Annotated in this window: 19 protein-coding genes; 7 read left to right on the top strand and 12 right to left on the bottom strand. The window is 71.6% G+C overall.

Features of this window, described 5'->3' with window-relative positions:
• The first annotated feature begins 51 nt into the window (after positions 1-51).
• Positions 52-1,212, top strand: coding sequence for an MFS transporter (locus OHT77_RS40910; RefSeq protein WP_443048227.1), 1,161 nt, complete (start codon positions 52-54; stop codon positions 1,210-1,212).
• A gap of 98 nt (positions 1,213-1,310) precedes the next feature.
• On the opposite strand, the gene OHT77_RS40905 is transcribed toward OHT77_RS40910, so the two are convergent.
• A complete protein-coding gene (locus OHT77_RS40905) occupies positions 1,311-2,252 on the bottom strand; it encodes a LysR family transcriptional regulator (protein ID WP_328833408.1) in 942 nt (313 codons plus the stop codon).
• A 71-nt stretch (positions 2,253-2,323) separates the two neighbouring features.
• Here OHT77_RS40905 and OHT77_RS40900 point away from each other — a divergent pair, with 71 nt between their 5' ends.
• Positions 2,324-3,211, top strand: a complete 888-nt coding sequence (locus OHT77_RS40900) for an SDR family NAD(P)-dependent oxidoreductase (protein ID WP_328833407.1) — start codon at positions 2,324-2,326, stop codon at positions 3,209-3,211.
• A 139-nt stretch (positions 3,212-3,350) separates the two neighbouring features.
• Here the strand turns inward: OHT77_RS40900 and OHT77_RS40895 are convergent, their stop codons facing one another.
• Positions 3,351-5,624: a M4 family metallopeptidase gene (locus OHT77_RS40895; RefSeq protein ID WP_328833406.1), complete on the bottom strand. Its 2,274-nt coding sequence runs from the start codon at positions 5,622-5,624 to the stop codon at positions 3,351-3,353.
• Positions 5,625-6,178: 554 nt separating this feature from the next.
• On the opposite strand from OHT77_RS40895, the gene OHT77_RS40890 reads away from it, so the two are divergent.
• Positions 6,179-7,606 (top strand): PP2C family protein-serine/threonine phosphatase, encoded by a 1,428-nt coding sequence (locus tag OHT77_RS40890; RefSeq protein ID WP_328833405.1) that lies wholly within the window; start codon positions 6,179-6,181, stop codon positions 7,604-7,606.
• A gap of 72 nt (positions 7,607-7,678) precedes the next feature.
• Here OHT77_RS40890 and OHT77_RS40885 read toward each other — a convergent pair whose 3' ends face one another.
• Positions 7,679-9,187: a DNA-binding protein NsdB gene (locus OHT77_RS40885; RefSeq protein ID WP_328833404.1), complete on the bottom strand. Its 1,509-nt coding sequence runs from the start codon at positions 9,185-9,187 to the stop codon at positions 7,679-7,681.
• A gap of 242 nt (positions 9,188-9,429) precedes the next feature.
• Between OHT77_RS40885 and OHT77_RS40880 the strand changes: the two genes are divergently transcribed.
• Together OHT77_RS40880 and OHT77_RS40875 are read left to right on the top strand one after the other, a co-directional pair.
• Positions 9,430-10,572 carry an aminoglycoside phosphotransferase family protein gene (locus tag OHT77_RS40880; RefSeq protein ID WP_328833403.1) on the top strand — a complete coding sequence of 381 codons (1,143 nt, stop codon included), beginning with the start codon at positions 9,430-9,432 and terminating at the stop codon, positions 10,570-10,572.
• A 342-nt stretch (positions 10,573-10,914) separates the two neighbouring features.
• Positions 10,915-12,885 (top strand): N-acetylmuramoyl-L-alanine amidase, encoded by a 1,971-nt coding sequence (locus tag OHT77_RS40875; RefSeq protein WP_328833402.1) that lies wholly within the window; start codon positions 10,915-10,917, stop codon positions 12,883-12,885.
• A 7-nt stretch (positions 12,886-12,892) separates the two neighbouring features.
• Here the strand turns inward: OHT77_RS40875 and OHT77_RS40870 are convergent, their stop codons facing one another.
• Positions 12,893-13,390: a hypothetical protein gene (locus tag OHT77_RS40870; protein WP_266774848.1), complete on the bottom strand. Its 498-nt coding sequence runs from the start codon at positions 13,388-13,390 to the stop codon at positions 12,893-12,895.
• Between the two features lie 118 nt (positions 13,391-13,508).
• Positions 13,509-16,406, bottom strand: a complete 2,898-nt coding sequence (locus OHT77_RS40865; RefSeq protein ID WP_328833401.1) for an ATP-binding protein — start codon at positions 16,404-16,406, stop codon at positions 13,509-13,511.
• 170 nt (positions 16,407-16,576) lie between these two features.
• Between OHT77_RS40865 and OHT77_RS40860 the strand changes: the two genes are divergently transcribed.
• Positions 16,577-17,230 carry a pyridoxine/pyridoxamine 5'-phosphate oxidase gene (locus OHT77_RS40860; protein WP_328833400.1) on the top strand — a complete coding sequence of 218 codons (654 nt, stop codon included), beginning with the start codon at positions 16,577-16,579 and terminating at the stop codon, positions 17,228-17,230.
• A 76-nt stretch (positions 17,231-17,306) separates the two neighbouring features.
• On the opposite strand, the gene OHT77_RS40855 is transcribed toward OHT77_RS40860, so the two are convergent.
• The 3 genes from OHT77_RS40855 to OHT77_RS40845 form a co-directional block, all read right to left on the bottom strand.
• The gene (locus tag OHT77_RS40855; RefSeq protein WP_328833399.1) at positions 17,307-18,212 is read right to left on the bottom strand and encodes a universal stress protein; all 906 of its coding nucleotides are present in this window, start codon (positions 18,210-18,212) and stop codon (positions 17,307-17,309) included.
• Positions 18,213-18,339: 127 nt separating this feature from the next.
• Positions 18,340-18,741: a PPOX class F420-dependent oxidoreductase gene (locus OHT77_RS40850; protein ID WP_328833397.1), complete on the bottom strand. Its 402-nt coding sequence runs from the start codon at positions 18,739-18,741 to the stop codon at positions 18,340-18,342.
• Positions 18,738-19,358 carry a TetR/AcrR family transcriptional regulator gene (locus OHT77_RS40845; protein ID WP_328833396.1) on the bottom strand — a complete coding sequence of 207 codons (621 nt, stop codon included), beginning with the start codon at positions 19,356-19,358 and terminating at the stop codon, positions 18,738-18,740. Before OHT77_RS40845 ends, OHT77_RS40850 begins: the two co-directional genes overlap by 4 nt.
• A gap of 166 nt (positions 19,359-19,524) precedes the next feature.
• Between OHT77_RS40845 and OHT77_RS40840 the strand changes: the two genes are divergently transcribed.
• Positions 19,525-20,463, top strand: a complete 939-nt coding sequence (locus OHT77_RS40840) for an oxidoreductase (protein WP_328833395.1) — start codon at positions 19,525-19,527, stop codon at positions 20,461-20,463.
• Positions 20,464-20,606: 143 nt separating this feature from the next.
• On the opposite strand, the gene OHT77_RS40835 is transcribed toward OHT77_RS40840, so the two are convergent.
• From OHT77_RS40835 to OHT77_RS40820, 4 genes are all read right to left on the bottom strand, one after another.
• On the bottom strand, positions 20,607-20,849 hold the full coding sequence (locus OHT77_RS40835; protein ID WP_037740657.1) for a DUF397 domain-containing protein: 243 nt from the start codon (positions 20,847-20,849) through the stop codon (positions 20,607-20,609).
• A gap of 82 nt (positions 20,850-20,931) precedes the next feature.
• The gene (locus tag OHT77_RS40830; protein ID WP_328833394.1) at positions 20,932-22,098 is read right to left on the bottom strand and encodes a thiolase domain-containing protein; all 1,167 of its coding nucleotides are present in this window, start codon (positions 22,096-22,098) and stop codon (positions 20,932-20,934) included.
• Complete coding sequence (locus OHT77_RS40825) at positions 22,095-23,159, bottom strand: thiolase domain-containing protein (protein ID WP_328833393.1); 1,065 nt, start codon at positions 23,157-23,159, stop codon at positions 22,095-22,097. The genes OHT77_RS40830 and OHT77_RS40825 overlap by 4 nt, the downstream gene beginning before the upstream one ends.
• Positions 23,159-24,103 (bottom strand): Zn-ribbon domain-containing OB-fold protein, encoded by a 945-nt coding sequence (locus tag OHT77_RS40820; protein WP_328833392.1) that lies wholly within the window; start codon positions 24,101-24,103, stop codon positions 23,159-23,161. The genes OHT77_RS40825 and OHT77_RS40820 overlap by 1 nt, the downstream gene beginning before the upstream one ends.
• Positions 24,104-24,124: the final 21 nt, after the last annotated feature.

The following is a 24,124-nucleotide window of genomic DNA, read 5'->3' as shown; positions in this document are numbered from 1 at the left end:
GAACAGGGGCGACGGACGCGGTGGCACAGGTCGGCGGTCCTCGCGGCCCTGATGCTGGCCGCCTTCACCTTCAACACCGCGGAGAACCTGCCGATCGGCCTCCTCGAACTCATCGCCGACAGCCTGCGGGTCTCCGTGCCCGCGGTCGGACTCCTGGTCACCGGGTACGGCGTGACGGTGGCCGTCGCGTCGGTGCCGCTCGCCCACGCGATGCGGAGTGTGCCCCGACGTCATGTGCTCACCGCACTGCTGACAGCCCTGGTCGTGTCCAGCCTCGTGGCGGCGGCAGCCACGTCCTACGGCCCGCTCCTCGCGGCCCGCCTGCTGACCGCGCTCGCCCAGGCGCTGTTCTGGGCGGTGATGGGACCGGTCGCGGTGGGCCTGTTCGCACCCGAGGTCAGGGGGCGGGTGGTCGGAGCACTGTCCGTCGCCGGCTCCCTGGCCCTTGTGCTCGGCGTGCCCGCCGGCACCTGGCTCGGCCGACGTGACGGCTGGCCGGCGCCGGTCGTCGTGGTGGCGGCACTGGGCTTCGTGTCCCTGGTGACGATCGCCGCCCTGCTGCCCACCACCCGCCCCGACGAGGAGCGGGCCGCCTACGGCACACGTCCGGACGCCCGTAGGTTCGGAACCGTACTGGCTGCGGGGACCCTGTCCGCGACGGGGGCGTTCGCAGGGTTTACGTACATCGTGAGGCTCCTCGGGAAAGTCACCGGGTTCTCGCCCAACGCGGTCAGCGCCCTGCTGGTGGTGTTCGGCATCGCATGCCTGATCGGCGTGACCCTCACCGGCACACTCCTGGACCGCTTCCCCCAGGGCACGCTGGTCACCGCGGTCGCCACGCAGGCGGTAGGCATGCTCGGCCTGTACCTGTTCGGCACCGACCCGGTGCCGGCGGTCCTGTCCCTGACCCTGATGGGCGGCGCCCTCGGCCCCGTCTTCATGACCACCCAGAACGCCATGCTGCACTACGCCCCGGGCCGCACCGACATCGCCCTCGCGGCCAACTCCGGTTGCTACAACGCGGGGATCGCGGCGGGGGCGGCACTCGGGGGGCTGGTGCTGCGGTTCGGGGGTGTGCGGGGGGCGTTTCTTGTGGGTGGGGTGGTGTCGGTGGGGGCCTGTGCGGTGTTGGTGGGGGCGGGGGTTTTGTGGCGGGGGTCAACGGGAGCCGGGCAGAGGGGTGTTGGGGAGGAGAGGCGGGTGGGCGCCTGACCAACTCGGTCCCGGGCAAGCGGCGACGCTGCTCGCGAAAGAGGTCAACCTCCCCCGCGGAAGGCCATGTTGGACAACCCCGTCGTACCTGCGGGGGCTCACTCGCGGACGGCCCCCGCATCCGGATCGTACGCATCAAGCGCCACCCCCCGAATCGCCCCCGCCACCCGCATGACCGCCGCCGAAGGCGCCCCCGGCAAGCGGGCCAACAGCAGACGGCGTTGTTCCTGGGGGCCGCCGCGTACCGGCAGGACGCGTACGCCCGGTGGGGCGGCGGGGGTGAGGGAGCCGGTGATCGTGGTCAAACCGGCGCCTGCGGCCACGAGGTGGAGCTTGGCGAGCCAGTCGCGGGCCGTGTGGGCGATCTCGGGGCGTTCGTCCAGGCCAGGCCACACCCCCATGAGGCGGTCCTCGCCGGAGGAGGGGCTCGCGATCCAGCGCTGGCCGCGCAGGTCGGCCACGTCGACGTAGGCGCCGCGTGCCAGGGGGTGCGTCGCGGGGACCGCGAGGCACAGCGGGCGTTCGGTCAGCGTGTGCAGGACCAGCGGGGGCGGCTCGGTGTCCGGCGGGCGGAACGGCGGTGCCGACGCCAGCAGCGCCAGGTCGAGGCTCCCGGCGCGCAGGGCGCGGACGAGGGCCGGGGTGCCGCCCTCCCGGCTGACGACATGCAGGTCGGGGTCGGTGCGGCGGAGGGCGGCCAGGGCGCGGGGCAGCAGGACCGCGCCCGCGCTGGGGAACCAGCCCAGCCGCACGGTCGCGGCCTCCGTGGGCAGCCCGGACAGCTCGCGCGCGGTCGCGTCGATCTCGTCCACCACGACGGTCGCCCGGCGCAGGACGACCCGGCCGGCCGGGGTGAGCCGTACGCCGTCGCGGCGCCGTTCGAGCAGTTCGGCGCCCGCGGCCCGTTCGATCGCGGCGATCTGGCGGGACACCGCGGACTGGGTGTAGCCCAGCGAGGCGGCGGCCGCGGTGAAGGTTCCCTGCTCGGCGACCGCGCGGAAGACCCGCAGCGCGGTGAGTGACACATCCGTGAAGTCCATGACGTTTACGCATACTAGCGGTGCGTAACTTTCGTTGGACGCACACTGGGCGAGTTCCTACCGTTGCAGACATGAACGCTTCACGCATCGCCCTCGTCACGGGCTCCAACCAAGGACTCGGCCGCGCCCTCGTCGAAGGTCTGGCGGCCCGGCTGGGCCCCGCCGACCTGGTCCTGCTCACCGGCCGCGACCAGGGGCGGGTGACCGACGCGGCCCAGGAGGTCGCGAACCTGCCCGGCACCCGCAGCCGCGTCGAGGGCCGGGTCCTGGACGTCACCGACACCGACGCCATCGCGGACCTCGCCACCGACCTGCAACGGCGGTACGGCGGGGTCGACATCGTCATCTCGAACGCCGTGACCCGGATGCTGCCCGGGGAGTCGCAGGCGGCGCGCGCCGACGAGTTCATCGACGTCTCCAACACCGCCACTCACGCGATGCTCCGCTCCTTCGGGCCCGTCCTGCGCCCCGGTGGCCGGTTCCTCGTCGTGGCCAGCAGCCTCGGCACCCTCGGCCACCTGGACCCCGCCCTGCACCACCTGTTCGACGGCGCGAGCCTGGACCAGGTCGAGTACGCCGTCGAGTCCTGGCGCAGCGCCGTCCACCACGGGACGACGGCCGAGGCGGGCTGGCCGCTGTGGCTGAACGTGCCCTCCAAGGTGGCCCAGGTCGCCGCCGTCCGCGCGGTCGCCGCGGAACGCCGCGAGCCCGACCTCGCGACGGGCACCCTCATCGCGTCCGTCTGCCCCGGCATGGTCGACACGGCCACGTCCCGCCCCTGGTTCAGCGACTTCAGCCAGGCCCAATCCCCGGCCGAGGCCGCGGGCGCGGTGCTCGACCTCGTCTTCAGCGAGCACGTGGACCCCACGCACTACGGCGAGTTGGTCCGCTTCGGCAAGGCGCTGGACTGGCACAGCGGCACCCCGCTGCTGGAACAGGACCAGCTGATCACACCGTGACCGGGGTGCACGGCGCAACTGGCGTGTCACGTACGACAGTTGTGGCCGCGTCCGGGTGGCGGCTGGTGTGCCGTCACCCGGACGCGGCCGTCCGGTCGGAGCCCGCTCAGCCGCTAACTACGCGGCCGGACCGGCCTGTTCACGGGGTGAGCTGCCACTGCTCGATGTAGCCGACGTCGATCGCCGCGTGGTCCTGGACCCGCAACGTCCAGGTGCCGTCGACCGGTTGGGCGGAGGCGTCGACGGTGAAGGTCTGGTCGACGTTGTCGGCGGAGCCGCCCGCACGGTTCAGCAGCGAGTAGACGGTGCCGTTCGGACCGACGAGGTCGACGGTGAGGTCGCCCCGGTAGGTGTGGACGATCTTGACGTAGACCTGGGTGGTGGCCGAGGCGTTGCCGTCGCGGCCGGTGACCGTGATCGGGGACTCCACGGCGCCCGCGTTGTCGGGGATGTCGACGCGGGTGCTGCTGGCGTAGATGTTGGCCACGCGCCAGGTGAAGGCGGCGGTGGCGCTCGCGCCGGTGTCGTCGGTGACGGTCACCGTGACGTCACTGGTCCCGAGGGTGGTCGGGACGCCGGAGATCAGTCCGGTGTCGCTGATGGTCAGCCCGTCGGGCAGTCCCGTCGCCGAATAGGTCAGGCCCGCACCGGAGTTGGTGGTGTAGGCGTCCGTCTGCAGGGACACCGCCTGTCCTACGCCGCTGAGTTGGCCGGCGATCGGGGCCACGTTCACGCCGAGGGCGATCCGGCTGCCGACGTTGATCGCCGCCCAGGCGTCGGCCACGGCGAGGTAGGTCGGGCTGTAGGCGCCGAAGAGGTCCGCGGCGGCCTGGAGGGTCGCGGTGCGGGCGCCGGCGTAGTTGGTGGACGAGGTCATGTACGTGGTGAGCGCCCGGTACCAGACCTTCTGGGCGTTGTCGATGCCGATGCCGGTGACCGGCTGGCCGTCGGAGGTGGGGCTGTCGTAGGAGACGCCGTTGACGGTCTTCGCGCCGCTGCCCTCGGACAGCAGGTAGAAGAGGTGGTTCGCCGGGCCCGAGGAGTAGTGGACGTCGACGCTGCCGAGCGTCGAGCTCCAGTAGTCGCGGGAGGCGCCGTCCTTGGACGGCTTGTCCATGTAACGCAGCGGTGTGCCATTGCCGTTGATGTCGATCTTCTCGCCGACGAGGTAGTCCGGCGGATCGGCGGGCAGGTTCTCGTGGAACTCGACGGCGGCGGCGAAGATGTCGGAGGTGGCCTCGTTGAGGCCGCCGGACTCGCCGGAGTAGGTGAGGCCCGCGGTCGCGGCGGTGACGCCGTGGCTCATCTCGTGCGCGGCCACGTCGAGCGCGGTCAGCGGGTGGGTGTTGCCCGAGCCGTCGCCGTAGGTCATGCAGAAGCAGGTGTCGTCCCAGAACGCGTTCACGTAGCCGTTGCCGTAGTGGGCCCGGCTGTAGGCGGCGACCCCGTCGTTGCGTATGCCGTTGCGGCCGAAGACGTCCTTGTAGTAGTCCCAGGTCGCCGCCGCGCCGAACGCGACGTCCACGCCCGCGGTCTGCCGGTTGCTCTGGGTTCCGTCACCCCAGACATCGTTGTCATCGGTGAAGAGGGTGCCCGTTCCGCTGGTGCCCTGGTTCAGGTCGTAGGTGCGGTGGCCCGCTCGGTCTCCGTCGACGAGCTGGTACGTCGAGCCGGAGAGTGTGGTGCTGAGCGGGACGGATCCGTTGAACTGGCCGGTGCCGGTGCCCGTTTCGATGCCCTGGTAGTGGAACAGGGCCTTGCCCGAGTCGGCGTCGGTGATGACGTGGAGTTCGTTGGGCGTGCCGTCCTCCTGGAAGCCGCCGACCACCGCCTCCCAGGCGAGGACGGGCTTGGCTCCGGCGGCCCAGACGACGAGTCGCGGGGCGCTGTCGAGCTTGGCCTGTTCACCGCCCGCCTTCTCGGCGGTGGTGAGTGCCTTGGCCTTGACGGTCGCCGCCGGCACGTTCGCGGTGATGTCGGGCAGGTTCAGGTCGGCCTTCGCGGCCTTGGACACGGTGAGACGGCCGCTCTTGGCGTGGACGACCAGGTCGCCGCCGAGGACGGGCAGCCCGGAGTAGGTGCGCTCGTAGCGGGTGTGGGTGGTGCCGTCGGCGTCCTGCGTGACGTCCTTGACGACGAGCTTCTCCTTGGCGCCGAGGCCGAGGGTCCGCGCCGTGTTCTTGACGGCCGCGCCGGCGCTCTTGAGGAGGGCTGCGTGCTTCGCGGGCGACAGGTCGGCCGGGGCCGCTCCGGCCCGGGGGGTGGCCAGGATCTTCGCGGGGGCGCGGTCGCCGCCGGGAGCGGCGGAGGCGGCACCGGTCTGCATGCCGGCCGCCAGCAGGGTGCCGACGGCGGTCAGCACCAGGGCGGCGGTGTATCTGGGGTGGTGCGGAAAACGGTCATGCCGGGTCAAGGCGTTCTCCTTATGTGGGGTGGTCGGACTCGGTGGAGTCCTGGAGAGCGGGTCGGGCCGGGGTACGGCCGTCCGGCGGGCGCGCGGGTGGTGAGGAGAAGGGGTGGGGAGGAAGGGTGAGGAGCAGGTGAACGCTCGGTGAGCGTGGTGCACAGCAGCGTGGCATCACGTCCACAGGATTGTCATGGCTACAACAAATCAACGACTCAAAATGACTGTTGCGTACTGCGGATCACTCACTTGAGCGACACTTTTCGGCCGCACGGCGAGCACCGGCACCGCACACGAACGCGAAGCCGTCGAACAGGTGGTTGAATGTCGACGCGGGAGGGTAACCAACCCTTCAACTCGCGTACGGCGCACACGACTTGCCCCACCAGGACAACTACGCCACGAGCACGTCCCACATCACCCGTGAAGACGCTGGCATATGCCAGAAGCACCACCGGATCGTGTGTTGCCAAATCCCTTACAGCGCGTCGCAGCCTGTGCGACAGTCGTAACCGGTCCCTCCATCCGCCTTGGTCGTACCGTCCCCCGCATCGGAGTGCGTCATGCCGTCCCATCTCTCTGCGGACCGCCCCGCCGCCCAGCCGCCCGCGCGCGGCTCGGTCGAGGCGCTGATATCGCAGGCGCGGCGGCTCATGGGCGACGTGGACGCCGTACGACGGGACGCGCAGCACGACGGGTCGGACCCGCGGGAGCGGTGGCAGCGGGCACTGTGCGATCTGGCGCTGCATCAACTCAACGATCTCGACGAACACTTGGCCCAGTTGCGGGACGGTCCGCCGCCCGTGCCGGCCGCCGTCGAAGAGGCGCCCGCCCCGACCGCCGTACCGGAAGCGCCCCGACAGGACCCGCTGCTCACCCGGGTGGGCAGTGCCGAGTGGAACCTGCTGACGGACGAGGCGAGTTGGTCCGGGGAGCTGTACCAGATCCTCGGCCGTGACCCCGCCGCTCCCCCGCTCACCCTCGACGAACTGCCGTCCCTGGTCTTCGACGAGGACCGGCCGGGCCTGACCGCGATGGTCACGGACTGCCTGATCGACGCCAAGCCCATCGACGGCGAGTTCCGTGTCGTGCTGCCCGACGGTGACGTACGGACCGTGCACATGATGGGCGAGCCCGTGCTCGACGCCGACGGCGGCACCGCCTCGATGTGGGCCGTGCTGCGGGACGTCAGCGAACTGCGCCGCAGCCAGCGGACGGTGAGCGAGACCCGTGACTCGCTGCAGCTCCACCGGCATCACGCGCAGGCCGAGCGCCGGCTCGCGGTCGAGCTGCAGGAGGCCGTGCTGCCGCCGTGGCGCGGCTCCCTGCGGCTCCCGCACCAGGGGCCGGAGACCCTGGACCTGGCCGCCCGCTATCTGCCCTCGTCGACGAGCGCGCTGATCGGCGGCGACTGGTACGACGCGCTCCAACTCGCCGACGGCGCCACCCTGTTGAGCGTCGGCGACCTCACCGGCCACGGTGTCGCCGTCACCTCGGGCATGGCGATGCTGCTCGGCGCCCTGCGCGGGATGGCGATGGCGGGCACCGAGCCGGGTCAACTCATGTCCTGGCTCAACCAGTTGCTGGACGCCACCGTTCAACCGGCCCTGGGCAGCGCGGTGTGCTGCCGCTACCGGCCCGAGACCCGCACTTTGGTCTGGGCGCAGGCAGGACACCCCGCCCCGCTGCTGTTCCGCGGCGGGACGGGGCGCGTGCTGGGCGCACCGGACGGCGTGCTGCTCGGCGCCACCTCGGGAGCGGCCTACGGACAGGCCGAGGAGACCCTCGAAGCGGGCGACGTCCTCCTGCTGCACACGGACGGGCTGGTGCCCGGGCACAGCGGACCGGAGGCCGTGGACCGACTCCTCGACCTGGCCCCGCGGTTCGGCGAGGCGCGCACCGCACAGGACTGCGTACGGATGGTCGTGGAGGAGTTCGGCGACACCGAGCGTGCCGATGACGCCTGTGTGCTCGTCGCCAGGACGACCTGATCAACTACCCCTTACCGAAGAGTTCTTGAGATGCCGTCAGGTCCTTGACGGGCTGTCGGCCGTACAAACCCCCTAGGCCTGGGCGCTGTTGCCGCCCCTGGCCCGTGGGGTCTTCGACGGTGTCCTCGGCAGCGCGAGTTTGATCTCCTCCCGCAGTTCGTGGATCTTCGGATAGCCGGAGTACTGGGCGGTGAGCCGGTACATCTCGCGCAGCCGGTCCCAGGTGCGGTGGGAGGAGTTCGATCCCATCGACATCAGGGCCAACCGCGCGTACCTGTCCGCCTGTTCGGGGTCGTCGGCGATGAAGCAGGCCGAGGCCATCGACAGGAAGTCGAAGATCTTCGACCGCTGCCGTCCGTCGACCCGCAGCGCCAGGGCCTTCTCCGCGAAGTACTGGGCGTGCACGGCCGCGCCCGGCTCGTGCTCGGCCAGCGTGCGGTAGGCCAGGGCCTGCATGCCGTAGAGGTCCTCCTCCTTGAAGGTCTGCATCCAGCCCGGTGCCGGTACGTCGCCGCGGTCGGAGACGAAGAGGTCCTCCGCCTGGCCGAGGGTACGGCGCATGGCCTGGCCCTTGCCCATCGACGCCTGTGCCCAGGCCTCGATGGTGTAGAGCATCGCCCGGGTGCGCGGCAGCACCTCGTCCCCGGAGCCGGCCTTGGCGAGTTTCATCAGGTCGAGCGCGTCGTCGGGCCGACCCAGGTGCACCATCTGGCGAGCCGCCCGGGAGAGCGCCTCCCCGGCGCGGGGCCGGTCGCCGCCCTCACGGGCCGCGTGGGCGGCGATGACGAAGTACTTCTGGGCCGTGGGTTCCAGGCCGACGTCGTGCGACATCCAGCCCGCGAGCACGGCGAGGTTGGCGGCGACGCCCCACAGGCGCCGCTGCAGATGGTCGGGGTGACGGTAGGCGAGCATGCCGCCCACCTCGTTGAGCTGTCCCACCACAGCCTTGCGCTGCAGCCCGCCGCCGCGGGCCGCGTCCCAGGCGCGGAACACCTCGACGGACTCCTCCAGTTCCTCGATCTCCTGCGACCCGATGGGGGCGGCCTCATAGCGGTCGAACCCAGCGGGGTCGGCGTGCAGGGGATCGTCGTACCGGGGAGCATCGGCGGAGAGAGTCGGATCGGAGTGCAGCCAGTCGTACATGGCACTGCTGAGTGCGGAGCCTGCGGCGAGCGCGGCGCCCGCGCCCACCAAGCCGCGTCGGTTGAGCATGAGGTCCATTCCCGTGAATTCGGTGAGGACCGCAGCAGTCCGTTCGGGCGCCCACGGCACACCGTCGGGATGTTCCACACTCCCGTCGTCGGGCCGTTTCCCCGTACGCCCGTGCCGGACCAGACCGAGGTCCTCGATGGTCACGACACGGCCGAGACGCTCGGTGAACAGAGCCGCCAGCACCCTCGGCACCGGATCGCGCGGGATCTCTCCCGTGTCGATCCAACGCCGTACCCGCGAGGTGTCGGTCGACAGCTGGGGGTGGCCCATGGCCGCCGCCTGCCGGTTGACCCGCCGCGCGAGCTCGCCCTTGGACCAGCCGGCCAGGCCGAACAGGTCCGAGAGACGGGAGTTGGGTTGTCCGTTCACGTCAAGCCCCCAGGTTCTCGGCTGACTTGAACATAGCCCGGTGCGCCTTGCCGGGCGACTATTCGCCAGGGTTCGCCAGGGTGCGCCAGATGGTGTGCCACTGCGCATCTGGTGTCAGGTAGGAAAGCGCCACCCCGACCCGGTCCCCGAGGAACACTCCCCAGGGTGCACCAGCGGGACCGGGCCGGGAGCGCGCTTGCTTGGACAGGCACTGCAGGCACACGAAGGGATCTGTTTCTCCCATGTACACAGCATCGTCCTCCGTGTCCGCCCCGCCCCGGTCGCTGCACCCCCGCCCGGGCGCCGGCGGCCCCTACCTCGACCCGGCGCGTCCGGCGGCCGGCCCCGTGCTCGGTGCGGGCAGGCCGCGGCGCGTTCCCGGGCTCGGCCCCCAACCCCTCAGCGGGAGACTCGACTTGTCCGGCCCTCAGGGCGCCCAGCTGCGTACGGCGATCGCGTCGGTGCACCGGATCTGCCCGGAGTTCGCTCCGGTGCAGGTGCTACGCCGCAACGGGCGCTCGGTGCTCCTGGTCGGAACGACCGGACGCAGCACGGCCGTAGCGAAGTGTTTACTGGACCACTCCCCCGCGTGGGCCGAGCGGATCCGGCACGAGATAGCCGCGTACCGCTCGTTCGTCCGGCACCGTCCACCGGTGCGTGTGCCGCGTCTGATCGCGGCGGACCCGGACAACTGCACGCTCGTCATCGAGCGGATGCCGGGCCGGGTGGCGGCGCTGCACCGGCACCCGGCGGAGGCCCCGCCGCGGGCGGACATCCGGGCGGCGCTCGGCGCGATCTGCCGGCTGAACGCCTGGCGGCCGCCGGCGGGCACGTTCGACGCCCCGCTGGACTACGCGGCGCGTATCTCCCGCTATCACGAGCTGGGGCTGCTCACCGACCGGGACATGGGAGACCTGCAGAAGCTGCTGCACGGCATCGCGCACTCGGCGGGCCGCGGCGGGATGGGCCAGTTCTGCCACGGTGACGCCCTGCTGTCCAACATCCTGCTGTCACCGGCCGGTCCGGTGCTGGTGGACTGGGAGCACGCGGGCTGGTACCTGCCGGGCTACGACCTGGCCACGCTGTGGGCGGTCCTCGGGGACGCGCCGGTGGCCCGACGGCAGATCAGCCAGATCGCGCAGTCGGCGGGACCGGCCTCGCGCGACGCGTTCCTGGTCAACCTGATGCTGGTACTGACCCGGGAGATCCGTACCTACGAGATGGCCGTGCAGCGCTCGATGCACGAGACGACCCCGGCGGCTCCGGGAACGGCCCACCCGGGTGCTGCGCCGTCCGGCGAGGAACAACGGCTGCTGCTGCGGCGGCTGCACGACGACTGCCAGATGGCCCGCCGGGCCGTGCGTGCGGCGGTCGGCACTCGCTGACGGGGACAAGGTCCGCGGTACGCCCTGCAGCGGCGCACCGCGGACCTTCGTGTGTCCGGCCGCCATATGGCCGTCTTCCATGTGCCCGGCCTCCATGTGTCCGGCCTCTATATGTCGACTCGCCATATGTCGGTACGCGCCGCGCCGCACACCCCCATTGGTGTACTCCACTGACGCCCCGCAGGCCCGGACACCACCGCCACGAAACTCCCCGCATCCCCCGTTGACATGGGAAATCGCCGTCCTCTGGGCATGATTGACGGATCGTCGGTCAGCCGGTACCACTGACGCACGTCCGGCCCCGCACGGTTCATGACAATCCCACCGTCCCAGGAGGCTGCATTGCGAGGATCCTCGACCGACCCCACCCGCTCTCCCGGACACAGACGCGCGCGCCGGTCCGCCGGCGCGCTCGCCACCGCCGCCCTGCTGCTGCCGCTGCTGGGCGCGGCCCCGTCGGAGAGCGCCACCGACTCCTCCGCCTCCACCCTCCAGCGGGCGTTCGCGTCGGCGTCCGCCGAGTACCACGTGCCGCAGACGGTGCTGCTGGCCGTCTCCTACCTGCAGTCCCGCTGGGACACGCACGGCGGAGCGCCGAGCGTGACCGGCGGCTACGGCCCGATGCACCTCACCGACGCCCGCACCGCTCTCGCCGCGACGGAGCACCTGAGCGAGGGCACCGAGGACGCGCGCGGCGACAGCGCCCGCCCGGCCCTGCACCCGACCGCGCAGATTCCGGCGGAGTCCCAACTCCCCGCCCGTCTCAAGACGTTGGCGAAGGCGGCCGAGCTGACCGGCCTCCCGGCGACCGACCTGCGTACCGACGAGACCGCGAACGTGGCGGGCGGCGCGGCCCTCCTGGCCGACGCCCAGAAGAACCTCGGCGAGTCGCTGAGCGCGGATCCGGCCGACTGGTACGGCGCGGTCGCGCGCTTCTCCGGGGCGGACGACACCGCGACGGCGGCGTCGTATGCCAACGATGTCTACGACGTGATCCACACCGGCGAGCAGCGCACCACGGACGCCGGTCAGCAGGTCGCCCTGGCACCGCAGCCGGGTCTCGCGCCCGACACCGCGCAGCTGAAGCGGACCGGGCTGCGCACGGTCTCCGCCGACGGTACGGAGTGCCCGAAGAAGGTGTCGTGCGAGTGGATCCCGGCGCCGTACTCCCAGTTCGGGACCGACGACTACGGCAACCACGACCTCGGTGACCGGCCCGCGTCGCAGAGCATCAAGTACATCGTCGTCCATGACACGGAAGGCCAGTGGGACGGTGTCCTGAACCTGGTCCAGGACCCCACCTATGTGTCGTGGAACTACACGATCCGCTCCACCGACGGTCTGATCGCCCAGCATGTGAAGGCCAAGGACGTCGCCTGGCACGCGGGCAACTGGTACATCAACGCCAAGTCGATCGGCATCGAGCACGAGGGCTTCCTCACGGCGCCGGACGCCTGGTACACGGAGGCGATGTACCGCTCGTCGGCCCGCCTGGTGACGTACTTGACCAAGAAGTACGGCATCCCGCTGGACCGGCAGCACATCCTCGGCCACGACAACGTGCCGGGGCCGACCACGTCCACGATCCCCGGGATGCACACGGACCCGGGCCCGTACTGGGACTGGGCGCACTACTTCGACCTGCTGGGCCACCCCGTCAAGCAGACCGCGCACAGGAGCGGCGGCCTGGTGACGATCCGCCCCGACTACGCGACCAACCAGCCGGTGTACACGGGCTGCGTCACCGCCGGCCAGCCGTGCGCGGCGCACGGCTCCAGCGAGGTCCGGCTGTACTCCGGGCCGGGCGAGACCTATCCCCTGATCAAGGACATCGGCCTCGGTACGACCCCGACCACCGGCGTCAACGACCTGTCGTCGCGGGTGTCGACCGGGCAGCAGTACGCGGTGGCCGACCGTTCCGGGGACTGGACGGCGATCTGGTACCTGGGTCAGAAGGCCTGGTTCAAGAACCCGACGAAGCACCCCACCGCCGTGGCGGCGGCCGGCCTGATCGTGACACCGAAGGAGGGCGCGGACAGCGTCCCGGTGTACGGCCGCGCCTACCCGGAGGCCTCCGCCTATCCGACGGGAGTCCCCGCCCAGGCGATCTCCCCGCTGCCCTACACCCTGCTCAAGGGCCAGAAGTACGTGGTCGGTGACAAGGTGCCCGGCGAGTACTACTACGCGGTCACCTTCACCACCGACTCGCACAAGGTGGTCGTAGGAAAGGATCTCTACTACGAGATCCAGTACGGGCACCGTGTGGAGTATGTGCGGGCGGCGGACGTCCGGCTGGAGCGGTCCAGCCGGTAGCCGTGCCTCAGCCCTGCTGGAACAGTTCCGCCGGGAGCGGTTTCAGCAGGGCGTAGAGGTCGTCCGTGATGGGGCGGTCCCAGGCGGCGATGGTGACCAGGACGTTGTCGCTGCGGTCGAACTGGACGCAGGAAATCCGGCTCTCGGAGAGCTTGAGGCGGCGCACGATCAGCAGGTTGTCGCCCTGCATCACCGGCATGTCCTCGGCTCCTACGACGGTCACCTCCTCGTCGTTCTCCAGCGCGAGGAGCAGTTGCGCGACCTCGAAGGGGATCTCGTCCTCGGCGACGTCACGGGCCGGGGAGCCCTCCGGCAGATTGCCGATGACCATCGCGGGGCCGCGGCCGCCGAACAGGTCGTACCTCAGGAACACACCCTGGCACGTGCCGTCGGGGGCGGGCAGCAGACCGGCACCGAGGTTCCCGGGCCAGTCGCCCGGGTCCATGGCCAGCACATCGAATTCGGGGCCGGCGGGGGTGGCGCTGCGGCGGCGGAGGAACGACATGTGGCCATGGTACGGGGTGCTGTTCGGCGATGGGGCCGTGGTTGGTGCCGGGTGCGTGGTCGGGTGCCGGTGCGTGGGGGCTGGTCGCGCGGTTCCTCGCGCCCGTGGGGGGTCGGCCCTACGTCGGTTCGATCAGTGCCGTTCCCAGGCCTGTGTGGTCCGTGCCCAGCTTTCGGTAGGCCGCTGACAGGAGGCGCACTGCCGTCTGTTCGTCCGTGTGGAGTTCTACGGCTATCTCGGCGTCCGTGTGCCCCTCGGCGGCCAGGGTCGCGGCTGTGCGTTCCTGGGTGGTGAGGGTGTCGGTCTCGGTGCTGTGGAGGCGGCGGGGGCGCAGGCCGGCGGCGGCCAGTTCGGCTCGGGCCGCGTCGGCGAGGCCGTCGGCGCCGCACTGGACGGCCGCGTCGAGGCCTCGGTAGAGGTGGTCGCCGGATTCCCTGGCCCTGCCGGTGCGGCGGAGTTCGGTGCCGAGGGCGACCAGGGCGCACGCCAACTCGTAGGCGGCCGGGGAGCGTTCGAGGTGGGTGACGGACTCTTCGAGGAGTTTGGCGCGGGCCGAGCCGGAGGAGACCTCGGCGGCGATGCGCAGGGCCTGGCCGATCGCGGACGGGGTGCCGAACTGGCGGGCGCGGGCGATCGCTTCGTGGGCGGTGACGACGGCGCGCTCGGGGGTGTCGTGGCGTTCGGCGCGGGCGAGGTGGAGCTGCCAGGGGCACCAGGCCGGGTTGCGGATGCCGCGCGGGTCGAGTCGGCGGCCCGCGGAGGCGAGTTCGGCGGCGGCCTCCTTGGCGAGGCCGCGGGCCAGGAGCAGTTCGCCGTAGACGGTCTGGGCGTCCGGGAAGACCACGGCCGCCGGGAAGGGCTCCGCGAAGTCGTGGTCCTCGGCGAGCCGGGTGGCCTCCTCGACGCGGCCGCGGGCGAGCAGGACCTCGATGAGGATGCCGGTGCCGTACCAGTAGACGGGGGTGCCGGGTCCGACGCGTTCGGCGAGTCGCAGGCCCGCGCGGGCGAAGTCCTCGGCCTCGGCGAGACGGCCGCGCCGGTAGCGGAGGTAGCCGAGGAGGGTGTAGCCGAAGGACAGATGGGCGCCGCGCCAGCCCTGTTGTTCGAAGTCGGCGATGCCGGTGGCGAACAGTTCCTCGGCGCGGCCCGGCCGGTCGCAGTACATGTAGGCGAGGGCGACCAGCACCGGCACCTCGAACCCGCGGTCGGCCTCCGCCCAGCCGAGGCCACCACTCAACGCGCGCTCGGCATGGTGCAGGGCCACATGTGCGGGTTCCCCACGGAGTACGGCGTCCCAGGTGCGCAGGCCGATGATGTACCGCTCGGTGAGGTCGCGGCCCTTGAGGCGGTCGGCGAGTTTGGTGAGGCGGCGGGAGCGCGAGGGGTGGTCGGGTTCGTCGGCGCGGAAGGCGTCCCACATGAACTGCTCGGAGAGCATGCGCAGTTTGACCCGGGCGTCGTCGGTGACGCCGATCTCGCGGGCGAGGGTCTCGGAGGCCTCGGCGAGGCGGTCGCTGTGGGCGAGGACCTGGGAGAGGCGGTAGACGATGTTCTGCCGCAGACCGGCGTCGCTGATCGGCTCTTCGAGGGCGGCCCGCAGATGGTTGACGGTGGTCGCCGGTTCGGTGAGCAGGGAGGCGCTGCCCAGTTCGTAGAGGACGGCGGCCCGGTCGTCGAAGGGCGGGGGTTCGCGCAGGGCGCGGGCGAGGTAGGTGCGGGCGGTGTCGGGGGCGCCGGCGCGCAGGGTCTCGCCCGCTGCGGCGCGGAGTTGCTGGACCACCCAGTTGTCGCCGTCCGGGTGGGTCTCCATGAGGTGGCGGGCGGCGGCGGCGGGGCCCTGCCCTTCGTTGATGACGCACCAGGCGGCCTGGCCGTGCAGGGCGACGCGGACGCCCGCGGGGATGGCCCGGTAGACGGCGGTGGCGATGAGCGGGTGCACGAACTCGAGCCGGCCCGAGGCGGTCGGTGTGCCGGTGAGGATGCGGGCGGCGCGCAGTGCGTCGGCGGCGTCGGCCGCCTCCTCGTGGCCGAGTCCGGCGACGGCGGCGGCGAGCATCGGATGGGTCTCGGTGCCGAGGACGGCGCAGGCCCAGGCGAAGCGGACGGTCGAGGTGCCGAGGCGTTCGAGGCGGGTGATGAGGCCGCTGCCCTTGACGGCGGCGGCGAGGTCGCGCAGGTGGTGCGCCCCGGCCTCGGTGGGGGTCAGGCCGCGGTCGTGGATCTTGGCGGTGAGTTCTACGGCCTCGAAGGGGTTCCCGGCGGTGACGGCCCAGCACTCGTGGCAGAACGCGTCGTCGGCGTGCTCGCCGAGCATCTCGCGCACGAGGTCGGTGACGGCTTCGACGCTGAGCGGCTCCAGGTCGAGCGGGCGGACCCCCGCCCGGCCGGGCAGTCCCCTGAACGACTCGGCGTGGTCCGGGAGTTCGTCGGGCCGGTACGCGACCACGACCAGCAGCGGGAGTTGCTCGGCGCGGGGTGCGAACGCGGCCAGCCAGCCCAGGGATTCGGGGTCGGCCCAGTGCGCGTCGTCGAGGACGAGGACCATCGGGGCGCGTTTCACCGCGAGGTGGGTGAGCACCCAGTCGAGGCCGTCGCGCAGACCCTGCTGGTCGGGCGGGGAGCCCTGGGTGGGCGCGCACAGGCCGAGGGCGGGGCCGACGATGTCGTACCAACTGCCCAGCGCGGCACGGAGATCGGCGTCGGCCGAGCCGGCGAACTGCGGTTGCAGCAGCTGGCGGGCGACGTGGAAGGCGACCCGCTGTTCCTGGTCGCCCCCTCGCGCGGAGAGCACGGTGCAGCCCTGGGCGGCGGCGCGGCGGCGCACTTCGGTGAGGAGGGTGGTCTTGCCGATGCCGGCCCGCCCCGCGAAGGCGAGGAGGGCACCGCGCGGGCGGTCCCCCGGCTCACCGCCGTCCGTGCGCAGACCGGTCAGTTCGCCCAACGCCTCGTCCACGGCGGCGAGTTCACTCTCCCGCTCGAAGAGTGTCCGTCGACTGCGCGCACTCCGCTGCCCCATGCCATACCCCCTGCCACGGTGGTGCGCCCGCGCGGGGAGCGAACGCGCACCGTGAGCTACAGGGACCTCAGCGTACGCTTTCCGAAGGTCGCACGGCCCGGTAGTGGCCGAAAGCGTACCGGCCGGTTCTCCCGGGTCCCGGGGGACGGCGGAGGCACGGGAGAGTATCGATGGATGATCTACGGCAACTGCTGCGCGACGTGGAGGTCTTCGCGGGTGAACTGCCCGTCTTCGACCCGCTGATGGCGCCGGACACCCCGTCCGAGTTGTTCACGGAGTGGCTGTTGGGGGCGCTGGAGGCGGGGGTGCGCGAGCCGCACGCGATGACGGTGTCCACGGCCGGCGCGGACGGCAACCCGACGGCAAGGACCTTGATCCTCAAGGGTGTTGGGCCCGACGGCTGGCGGTTCGCGTCGGACGGCGGCAGTGTGAAGGCCCGCGATCTCGCCCAACGGCCGTTCGCCGCCCTGACGTTCTACTGGTCGCCGCTCGCCCGCCAGGTCCGGGTGCGCGGTCCCGTGGTGGCGGCGGACGCGGAGGACAGTGCGGCGGACTTCCTCGCCCGGAGCACGGGCGCTCGCGCGGAGGCGCTCGTCGGCCGCCAGTCACAGCCGCTCGCGGATCTGGCCCAGCGGGACGCCGCCGTCAAGGAGTCACTGGAGCGGCTGGAGGACGAGCCGGACCTCGTGGCCCCCGGCTGGACCCTGCACACGGTGCGGCCGGAGTCGGTCGAGTTCTGGCAGGGCGACAAGGAGCGGCGGCACACGCGGCTGGTGTACGTGCGTGAAGTCGGCGACTGGCGCAAGCAGTTGCTGTGGCCGTGACCGGCGCCCCGCCCGCCGACGCGACGCTCAAGGCGTGACGCCGTCGGGCAGGTCGCCGTACGCACAAGGGACTTGGTCACTCCTCCGGCGCTGTCGGCGGCACCACGGCCACCGGGCTCGCCGCGTGCAGCAGGACTGCCTGGGTGACCGAGCCGAGCAGACGGGCCGGGGACAGCAGACGGCGGCGGTGACGCCCGACCACGACGAGGTCGGCGTTCTTGGAGGCGGCGACGAGGTGGCCGGCCGCGTCGCCCGGCGCGACGTACGACTCGGTGTCGATGTCGGGGTGGCGTTCGCGGTGCGGGGCGAGAAGGGCCTTGGTGAGGGTGCGGGTCTCGTCCTCGACGGCGTCTTGGTCGATGACCGGCGGGACGAGTTCGCCGGGTGACGCCCAGGCCTGCGGCGGCCACGGGTAGGCGGCGACGACCTGGACGCGGGCGCCGCGCAGGGCCGCCTCGGCGAAGGCGAAGGAGAGGGTGGTCTCGTCCGGGCTGTCCACGTGCAGGCCGACGACCACGCGGGGTCCGGGTCCGGCCGGGACCTCGCCGTGCACCTCGCGTCCGGGCCGGGGCACCACGACGACGGGGCAGTCGGCGTCGCGGGCGGCGGCCATGCCGTTCGAGCCGAGCAGCAGGCTGGCGAAGCCGCCCCGGCCGCGCGAGCCGAGCACCAACAGCTGGGCGCCGGAGCCGAGTTCGGGCAGGACGGCGCCGGGGGCGCCCTGCATCCCGACGTACTCCATGACCGGCCGGTCGGCACGCCCTTCGAGATGGGTGCGGACCTGGTCGAGCACCTCGTCCTCGTCCGGTTCCGGCGGTCCGGCGACCAGGACGCCGGGCGGTGTCCAGGCGGCGGCGTACTGCCACACATGGACCACCCGCAGCGGCGCCCCGCGTCCGAGGGCCGCGTCGACGGCCCAGTCCAGGGCGCGCAGGCTGTCGTCCGAACCGTCGACCGCCGCGATGACCGGCAGGGTGCTCATGGGTTCCTCACCTCCGGAGTAACGGGACCTTCCCCTCCGGTGCCAGCCTGGCTCAGCACCGGCCCCGGAAGGGTTCTCATGATCGCGTGTCCGGAAAATCGCGCGGAACACCCCTCCCGAGCGGCGGTTATGCGCGGACGGCGATGGCGACGAGTGGGCGTTCTCGGCGCAGGGCCCGGTCGACGAGGTGCACCACGCGGTACATGAAGAAGCGTCGCCTCATCATTTCCTCGACGCGGGCGGTCTCCGCGGGGTCCAGGAGCCGGGCGGTCGCGGGCACCACGGTTACGCCGTCGGGCACAGTCCCCTTCATGTCGCAGGGAGCGACGGTTACTTGGGGGTTGTTGCGGATCCGCTTGGCCTTCCCGGTGTCCGGCGGTGTCAGGGCGTAGAGCGTGCCGTCGTGCACGAGGCTGCCGACGGGGGTGGGGACGCCCTGGCCGTTGCGCCGGAAGGTGGTCAGGCTGACGTGGCTGCCCTTGCCAATACGTTCGAGGGCCCGGTCGAAGTCGCTGCGCGCGGTGGTCATGCGGGTCTCCTGGGCTCGCGGGTCGTCCGGCCGGCCAGGGCACGGGCCGCGCGCGCGGCCTGGTCCTCGACGGAGGACGGGGTGTTCCAGGGGCCGGGCAGCATGTCCTGCTGCTGGAACAGAGCCAGCCCGTGGGCCGCCGCCGCGACCTGGACGAGCAGCTCGAACGCCTCGTCCGGGTCGGGGGCGATCCGGCTGGTGACCGGCATCAGGTCGTCGTGCAACACACCGCCCGCCGCGGCCAGTTCGGGGTGCCGGCTCTTGTCGAGACCGGCCAGGAAGGTGATGTCGAAGAGGGCGCGCTCCTCGGCGGCGAACCGGACGTAGGCCGTCGCGAAGGCCGCCAGTTGCTCGACCGGATCCGTGTGCGCGGCCAACGCGGCGCGGTAGCGGCGCCGCTGCTCCTCGTAGCCCTTGAGAGCCAGTGAGGCCAGCAGCGCTTCCCGGTCGCTGAAGTGCTTGTAGGGGGCCGACACGCTGACCCCGGCCCTCCGGCACGCCTCGGCGAGGGTGAACCCGTGCGGGCCGCGCTCGCCGACCAGGGCGAGAGCCGCCTCCTCCAGCGCGTTGCGCAGGTCTCCGTGGTGGGTGCCGGTGGGTCGCCGTTTGACTGCCATGCCGACAAGGTTAACACTATTCACCATAGGTAAATGGCATTCACCTACGACGCCGAAAAAGCGGCCGGCCAGGCAGCAGGCAGCAGGCAGCAGGCAGCAGGCAGCAGGCAGGCCACGATCACCGCCTCCCTGCCGCCCAGTCCCCGTACTACTTCTGGAGGAACCCATGACCGCATCGAAGCCCGCACACTGGACCGCCCAGGACATCCCCGACCAGCACGGCCGTACCGCCGTGATCACAGGTGCCAACACCGGCATCGGCTTCGAGACCGCCAAGGCACTCGCCCTGCGCGGGGCGGCGGTCGTCCTGGCGGTACGGGACACCGACAAGGGCAAGCGCGCGGCGGAGGAGATCGCGCTCGCCGCACCGACGGCGAGCGTGCGCGTCCAGCGGCTCGACCTGAGTTCGCTCGCCTCGGTCCGCGAGGCGGCCGGGGAACTGCGAGACGCCTACGCCCGGCTCGACATGCTGATCAACAACGCGGGCGTGATGTACACCCCGCAGGCGACGACCACGGACGGCTACGAGCTCCAGTTCGGCACCAATCACCTGGGCCACTTCGCCCTCACCGGGCTGCTGCTGGACCGGCTCCCGGCCTCGCCCGCCTCCCGCGTCGTCACGGTCAGCAGCGCGGGCCACCGCATGGGCGGGCCCATCGATCTCGACGACCTGGACTGGCGCACGCGCCCGTACGACCGGACCGCCGCTTACGGGCACTCCAAGCTGGCCAACCTGCTATTCACCTACGAACTCGCTCGCAGACTGCCCGTCGATGGGCCGCTGGCCGTCGCCGCGCATCCCGGCGGGTCCGACACCACCGGTTCCCGGAGCGCGATGGCGCACTCGTCCGCCGTCACCCGCGCGGCCTTCGCGGCGATCCGGCCGCTGCTTCTGCAGTCCCCCGAGAGAGGCGCACTCCCGGTGCTGCGCGCCGCGACCGACCCGGGCGTGCGAGGCGGTGAGTTCTACGGCCCGCGCGGGTTCCAGCAGAGCAAGGGGTATCCCAAGGTGGTCCGCTCCAGCCCGCAGTCGTACGACACGTCGCTGCAAGGCCGGCTGTGGGCGCTCTCGCAGGACATGACCGGTGTCGCGTTTCCCGCGTAGCGCCATGCGAGCGGCGCGGGGAAACGAACCGGAGACCGCCGTCGCGTGCGGCATGCGGCCCGGCCGCCACCCTCACGAGTGAGGGCCGGGCAGAAGATGCCTGTGCGCATGTCCCCTGCCGCTCGGCCGGGGAACCGTCACCTTCAGGTGAGGTCGAACTCCCCCTCCCGCGCCCCCGACACGAACGCGCCCCATTCCGCGGGCGTGAAGATCAAGGAAGGGCTTTCCGGGCGGCCGCTGTTGCGCATCGCGATGAATCCCTCGACAAAGGCGATCTGGACATCCCCCAGGCCACGGCTGCTCGAGTGCCAATCGGCGTCACTGAGGTCCAGCTCCGGCTTGTCCCAGCCCGCAAGCGGGTGCTGCTGGATGGTGCTCTCGGCCACGTCCGTGCTCCTCCCGATTCGTCGTCCGCGGCCAGCCTAGCGATCGGTTTCTGATGCCAACAGGCCACGTGAGGGGGACCTTTCAGGAGGCGGGGGGTTCGCTGCCCACGAGCCACATCGAGAAGAACTGCGATCCGCCGCCGTAGGCGTGCCCGAGAACCCGCCGAGCGCCCTCCACCTGGTGTTCTCCGGCCTGACCTCGCACCTGAAGGGCGGCCTCCGCGAAGCGGATCATGCCCGAGGCGCCGATCGGATTGGTCGAGAGCACACCCCCTGACATGTTCACGGGAAGGTCGCCGTCCAGCTCGGTCACCCCCGATTCGGTGAGTTTCCAGCCCTCTCCCTCGTCGGCGAAGCCGAGGTTCTCCAGCCACATGGGCTCGTACCAGGAGAACGGCACGTACATCTCCACGGCGTCGATGTCCCGGCGCGGATCGGCGATCCCGGCCTGCCGGTACACGTCGGCCGCGCAGTCCTTGCCGGCCTGTGGCGACACACAGTCCTTTCCGGCGAACAGGGTGGGTTCGCTGCGCATGGCGCCCCCGTGCATCCAGGCCGCCGGACGTGGTGCGCGGGCCGCGCCCGCCCGGTCGGTGAGGACCATGGCGCAGGCGCCATCGGAGGAGGGGCAGGTCTCCGAGTACCGGATCGGGTCCCACAGCATCGGCGAGGCCTGGACCTTCTCCAGCGTGATGTCGTGCTCGTGGAGATGCGCGTACGGGTTCTTCAGCGCGTTGCGCCGGTCCTTGTACGCGACCAGCGAGCCGACCGTGTCGGGCGCCCCGGTCCGCCGCATGTAGGCCCGCACATGCGGTGCGAAGAACCCGCCCGCACCCGCGAGCAACGGCTGCTGGAAGGGTATGGGCAGGGACAGCCCCCACATGGCGTTCGACTCGGACTGCTTCTCGAAGGCCAGCGTGAGCACGGTGCCGTGCACACGGGCCGCGACGAGGTTCGCGGCGACGAGCGCCGTGGACCCGCCCACCGAACCGGCGGTGTGCACCCGCAGCATGGGCTTTCCCACGGCGCCCAGCGCGTCCGCGAGATACAGCTCGGGCATCATGACGCCCTCGAAGAAGTCGGGCGCCTTCCCGATGACGACGGCATCGATGTCGGCCCACGTCAACTCGGCGTCTTCCAGGGCACGTTGGGCCGCCTCACGCACCAGCCCCGCGATGGAGACGTCCCGTCGCGCGGCGACATGCTTGGTCTGGCCGATCCCTACGACGGCCACGGGCTCCTTGCTCATCGCGGATCCCCTTCGAGTACGGCGACCAGGTTCTGCTGCAGACAGGGACCGGAGGTCGCGTGGGCGAGGGCCCGGTCGGACTCGCCCCGGTGGATGCGGGCGGCGGCCTCGCCGATGCGGACGAGCCCGGTGGCCATGACGGGGTTGGCGGCGAGGGCTCCCCCGGACGGGTTGACGCGCACGTCGTCGCCGAGGCGCAGCGCCTTGCGCAGGACGACCTCCTGCGCGGTGAACGGCGCGTGCAACTCTGCGGTGTCCACGGGCCGTTCGAAGGCCCCGGCCTTCTCGGCGGCGAGCCGTGCGGACGGTGAGTCCGTCAACTCCCTTACGCCGAGCCCGTGTGCCTCGATGCGGTGGTCGATCCCCCTGATCCAGGCGGGCCGTTGGCACAGCTCGCGGGCCCGGTCCCCGGCCGCGAGGATCACGGCGGCGGCGCCGTCACCGACCGGCGGACAGTCGCCGGTGCGCAGCGGCCGTACGACATAGTCGCCCTGCGGTACCGAACCCCGCACCTGTGCATGGGAGTTGGCGCTCGCGTCGGTCCGGCTGCGGGCCGCGACGGCGGCGAGCGCGGGTTCGTCGGTGTCTCCGGCGTCGATGAGGGCCTGGGCCTGGAGGGCGGCCAGGGCGACCGCGTCCGGCCACAGCGGGGCGACGTAGTACGGGTCCAACTGCCGCGTCAGGACGTCGCGTACGGAGCCGGGGGACGACTTGCCGTACGAGTACACCAGCGCGGTGTCGGCGTCACCGGTGACGAGTTTGACCCAGGCCTCGTACAGCGCCCAGGCGCCGTCCATCTCGACGTGCGACTCGGAGATCGGCGGCCAGGCTCCGACGCCGTCGAGGGCGAGGGTGAAGGAGAAGGCGCGGCCGGCGAGGTAGTCGCTGGAGCCGGAGCAGGTGAAGTCGATGTCGGCGGTCTTGAGGCCGGTCTGTTCGAGGACGCCGTGCAGCACCGGCATCAGCATCTCCACCTCGGACAGTTCGTCGGTGGTCCGCCGGTGGTCGGTCTGCGCGAACGCGACGACGGCGATCTCGCGCGGTGCGGCGTCTCCTGACATCACAGCAGCTCCTTGTAGGCGTCGTAGTCCGCGTCGGGTTCACCGGTCGGCCGGTAGTGGTCCGGATAACGGCCGCCCTCGCTCCACACCGCCTCGACCCGCAGCCCCATGCGCACCTGGTCGTACGGCATCCCGCCGATCCGCCCGTGCAGCGCGAGGTCGGCCCCGTCGAGGGCGATGTGCGCGTAGACGTACGGCACCTCGATGTCGAGGTTCTTCGCCTTGATGTTGACGATGCAGAACGTCGTCACCGTGCCCCGCGGTCCCACTTCGACGTGTTCCGTCGTGGCGACCCCGCAGGTGGGACACGCGCCCCTGGGCGGGACGTACACCTTCCGGCAGGAGGGGCAGCGTTCCCCGACGGTGCGCTGTTCGGAGAGCGCGCGGATGTAGTCGGTCTGTGCGCGCCCGGGCGAGTAGACGTAGTCGAGCCGCGCCTGGGCCACGATGCCGGTGACCATGTCCTCGAACTCGCCGCTGTGGGCGGAGGGTTGATGCCCTCCCTCCCCGTCGTACGGCTCGAAGCACGCGATGTCGGTGATGGCACCGGTACGCTCCTCGGCCCATCGGACGCGCACACGCATTCCGGTGCGCACGGCATCGGGGCCGCTGACATCGAGGGCGTGCAGCAGCGCGGTGTCAGCACCGTCGAGCCGAACCAGCACCCACGCGAAAGGTGTCTCGAGCGGCTGCCCACGCCGGGGTTCGTGATTCCAGGCCCAGGTGGTGACCGTCCCGCTGTCCCCGACCTCGACGAGATCCCGGATCTCCTCGGCGGTGACGGGGTCGTACTCGACGGGAGGCACAAGGGTCCGCCCGTCCCCGGCCTTCACCCCGAGGACGACGCGCTCGCGCAGCCCGGTGAGAAAAGCGCTCTGGACGGGCCCGAGGGAACGGGTGAAGGGAAATTCGAGGATGAGGGGAGCTTTCAGCACTTCGGTCACGACATTCTCCTAACTGAACAG

This window comes from Streptomyces sp. NBC_00252 (assembly GCF_036187565.1).
Lineage (GTDB): Bacteria > Actinomycetota > Actinomycetes > Streptomycetales > Streptomycetaceae > Streptomyces.
Note: the sequence above shows the minus strand (reverse complement) of the source record. Positions and strands in the feature narration are given on the sequence as shown.

What these genes read in the sequence shown, in the direction of transcription:
- OHT77_RS40910 (WP_443048227.1), top strand. Translation starts at nt 52, where the DNA reads ATGCTGGCCGCCTTCACCTTCAACACCGCGGAGAACCTGCCGATCGGC.
- OHT77_RS40905 (WP_328833408.1), bottom strand. Translation starts at nt 2,252, where the DNA reads ATGGACTTCACGGATGTGTCACTCACCGCGCTGCGGGTCTTCCGCGCG.
- OHT77_RS40900 (WP_328833407.1), top strand. Translation starts at nt 2,324, where the DNA reads ATGAACGCTTCACGCATCGCCCTCGTCACGGGCTCCAACCAAGGACTC.
- OHT77_RS40890 (WP_328833405.1), top strand. Translation starts at nt 6,179, where the DNA reads ATGCCGTCCCATCTCTCTGCGGACCGCCCCGCCGCCCAGCCGCCCGCG.
- OHT77_RS40880 (WP_328833403.1), top strand. Translation starts at nt 9,430, where the DNA reads ATGTACACAGCATCGTCCTCCGTGTCCGCCCCGCCCCGGTCGCTGCAC.
- OHT77_RS40870 (WP_266774848.1), bottom strand. Translation starts at nt 13,390, where the DNA reads ATGTCGTTCCTCCGCCGCCGCAGCGCCACCCCCGCCGGCCCCGAATTC.
- OHT77_RS40865 (WP_328833401.1), bottom strand. Translation starts at nt 16,406, where the DNA reads ATGGGGCAGCGGAGTGCGCGCAGTCGACGGACACTCTTCGAGCGGGAG.
- OHT77_RS40860 (WP_328833400.1), top strand. Translation starts at nt 16,577, where the DNA reads ATGGATGATCTACGGCAACTGCTGCGCGACGTGGAGGTCTTCGCGGGT.
- OHT77_RS40855 (WP_328833399.1), bottom strand. Translation starts at nt 18,212, where the DNA reads ATGAGCACCCTGCCGGTCATCGCGGCGGTCGACGGTTCGGACGACAGC.
- OHT77_RS40850 (WP_328833397.1), bottom strand. Translation starts at nt 18,741, where the DNA reads ATGACCACCGCGCGCAGCGACTTCGACCGGGCCCTCGAACGTATTGGC.
- OHT77_RS40845 (WP_328833396.1), bottom strand. Translation starts at nt 19,358, where the DNA reads ATGGCAGTCAAACGGCGACCCACCGGCACCCACCACGGAGACCTGCGC.
- OHT77_RS40840 (WP_328833395.1), top strand. Translation starts at nt 19,525, where the DNA reads ATGACCGCATCGAAGCCCGCACACTGGACCGCCCAGGACATCCCCGAC.
- OHT77_RS40830 (WP_328833394.1), bottom strand. Translation starts at nt 22,098, where the DNA reads ATGAGCAAGGAGCCCGTGGCCGTCGTAGGGATCGGCCAGACCAAGCAT.
- OHT77_RS40825 (WP_328833393.1), bottom strand. Translation starts at nt 23,159, where the DNA reads ATGTCAGGAGACGCCGCACCGCGCGAGATCGCCGTCGTCGCGTTCGCG.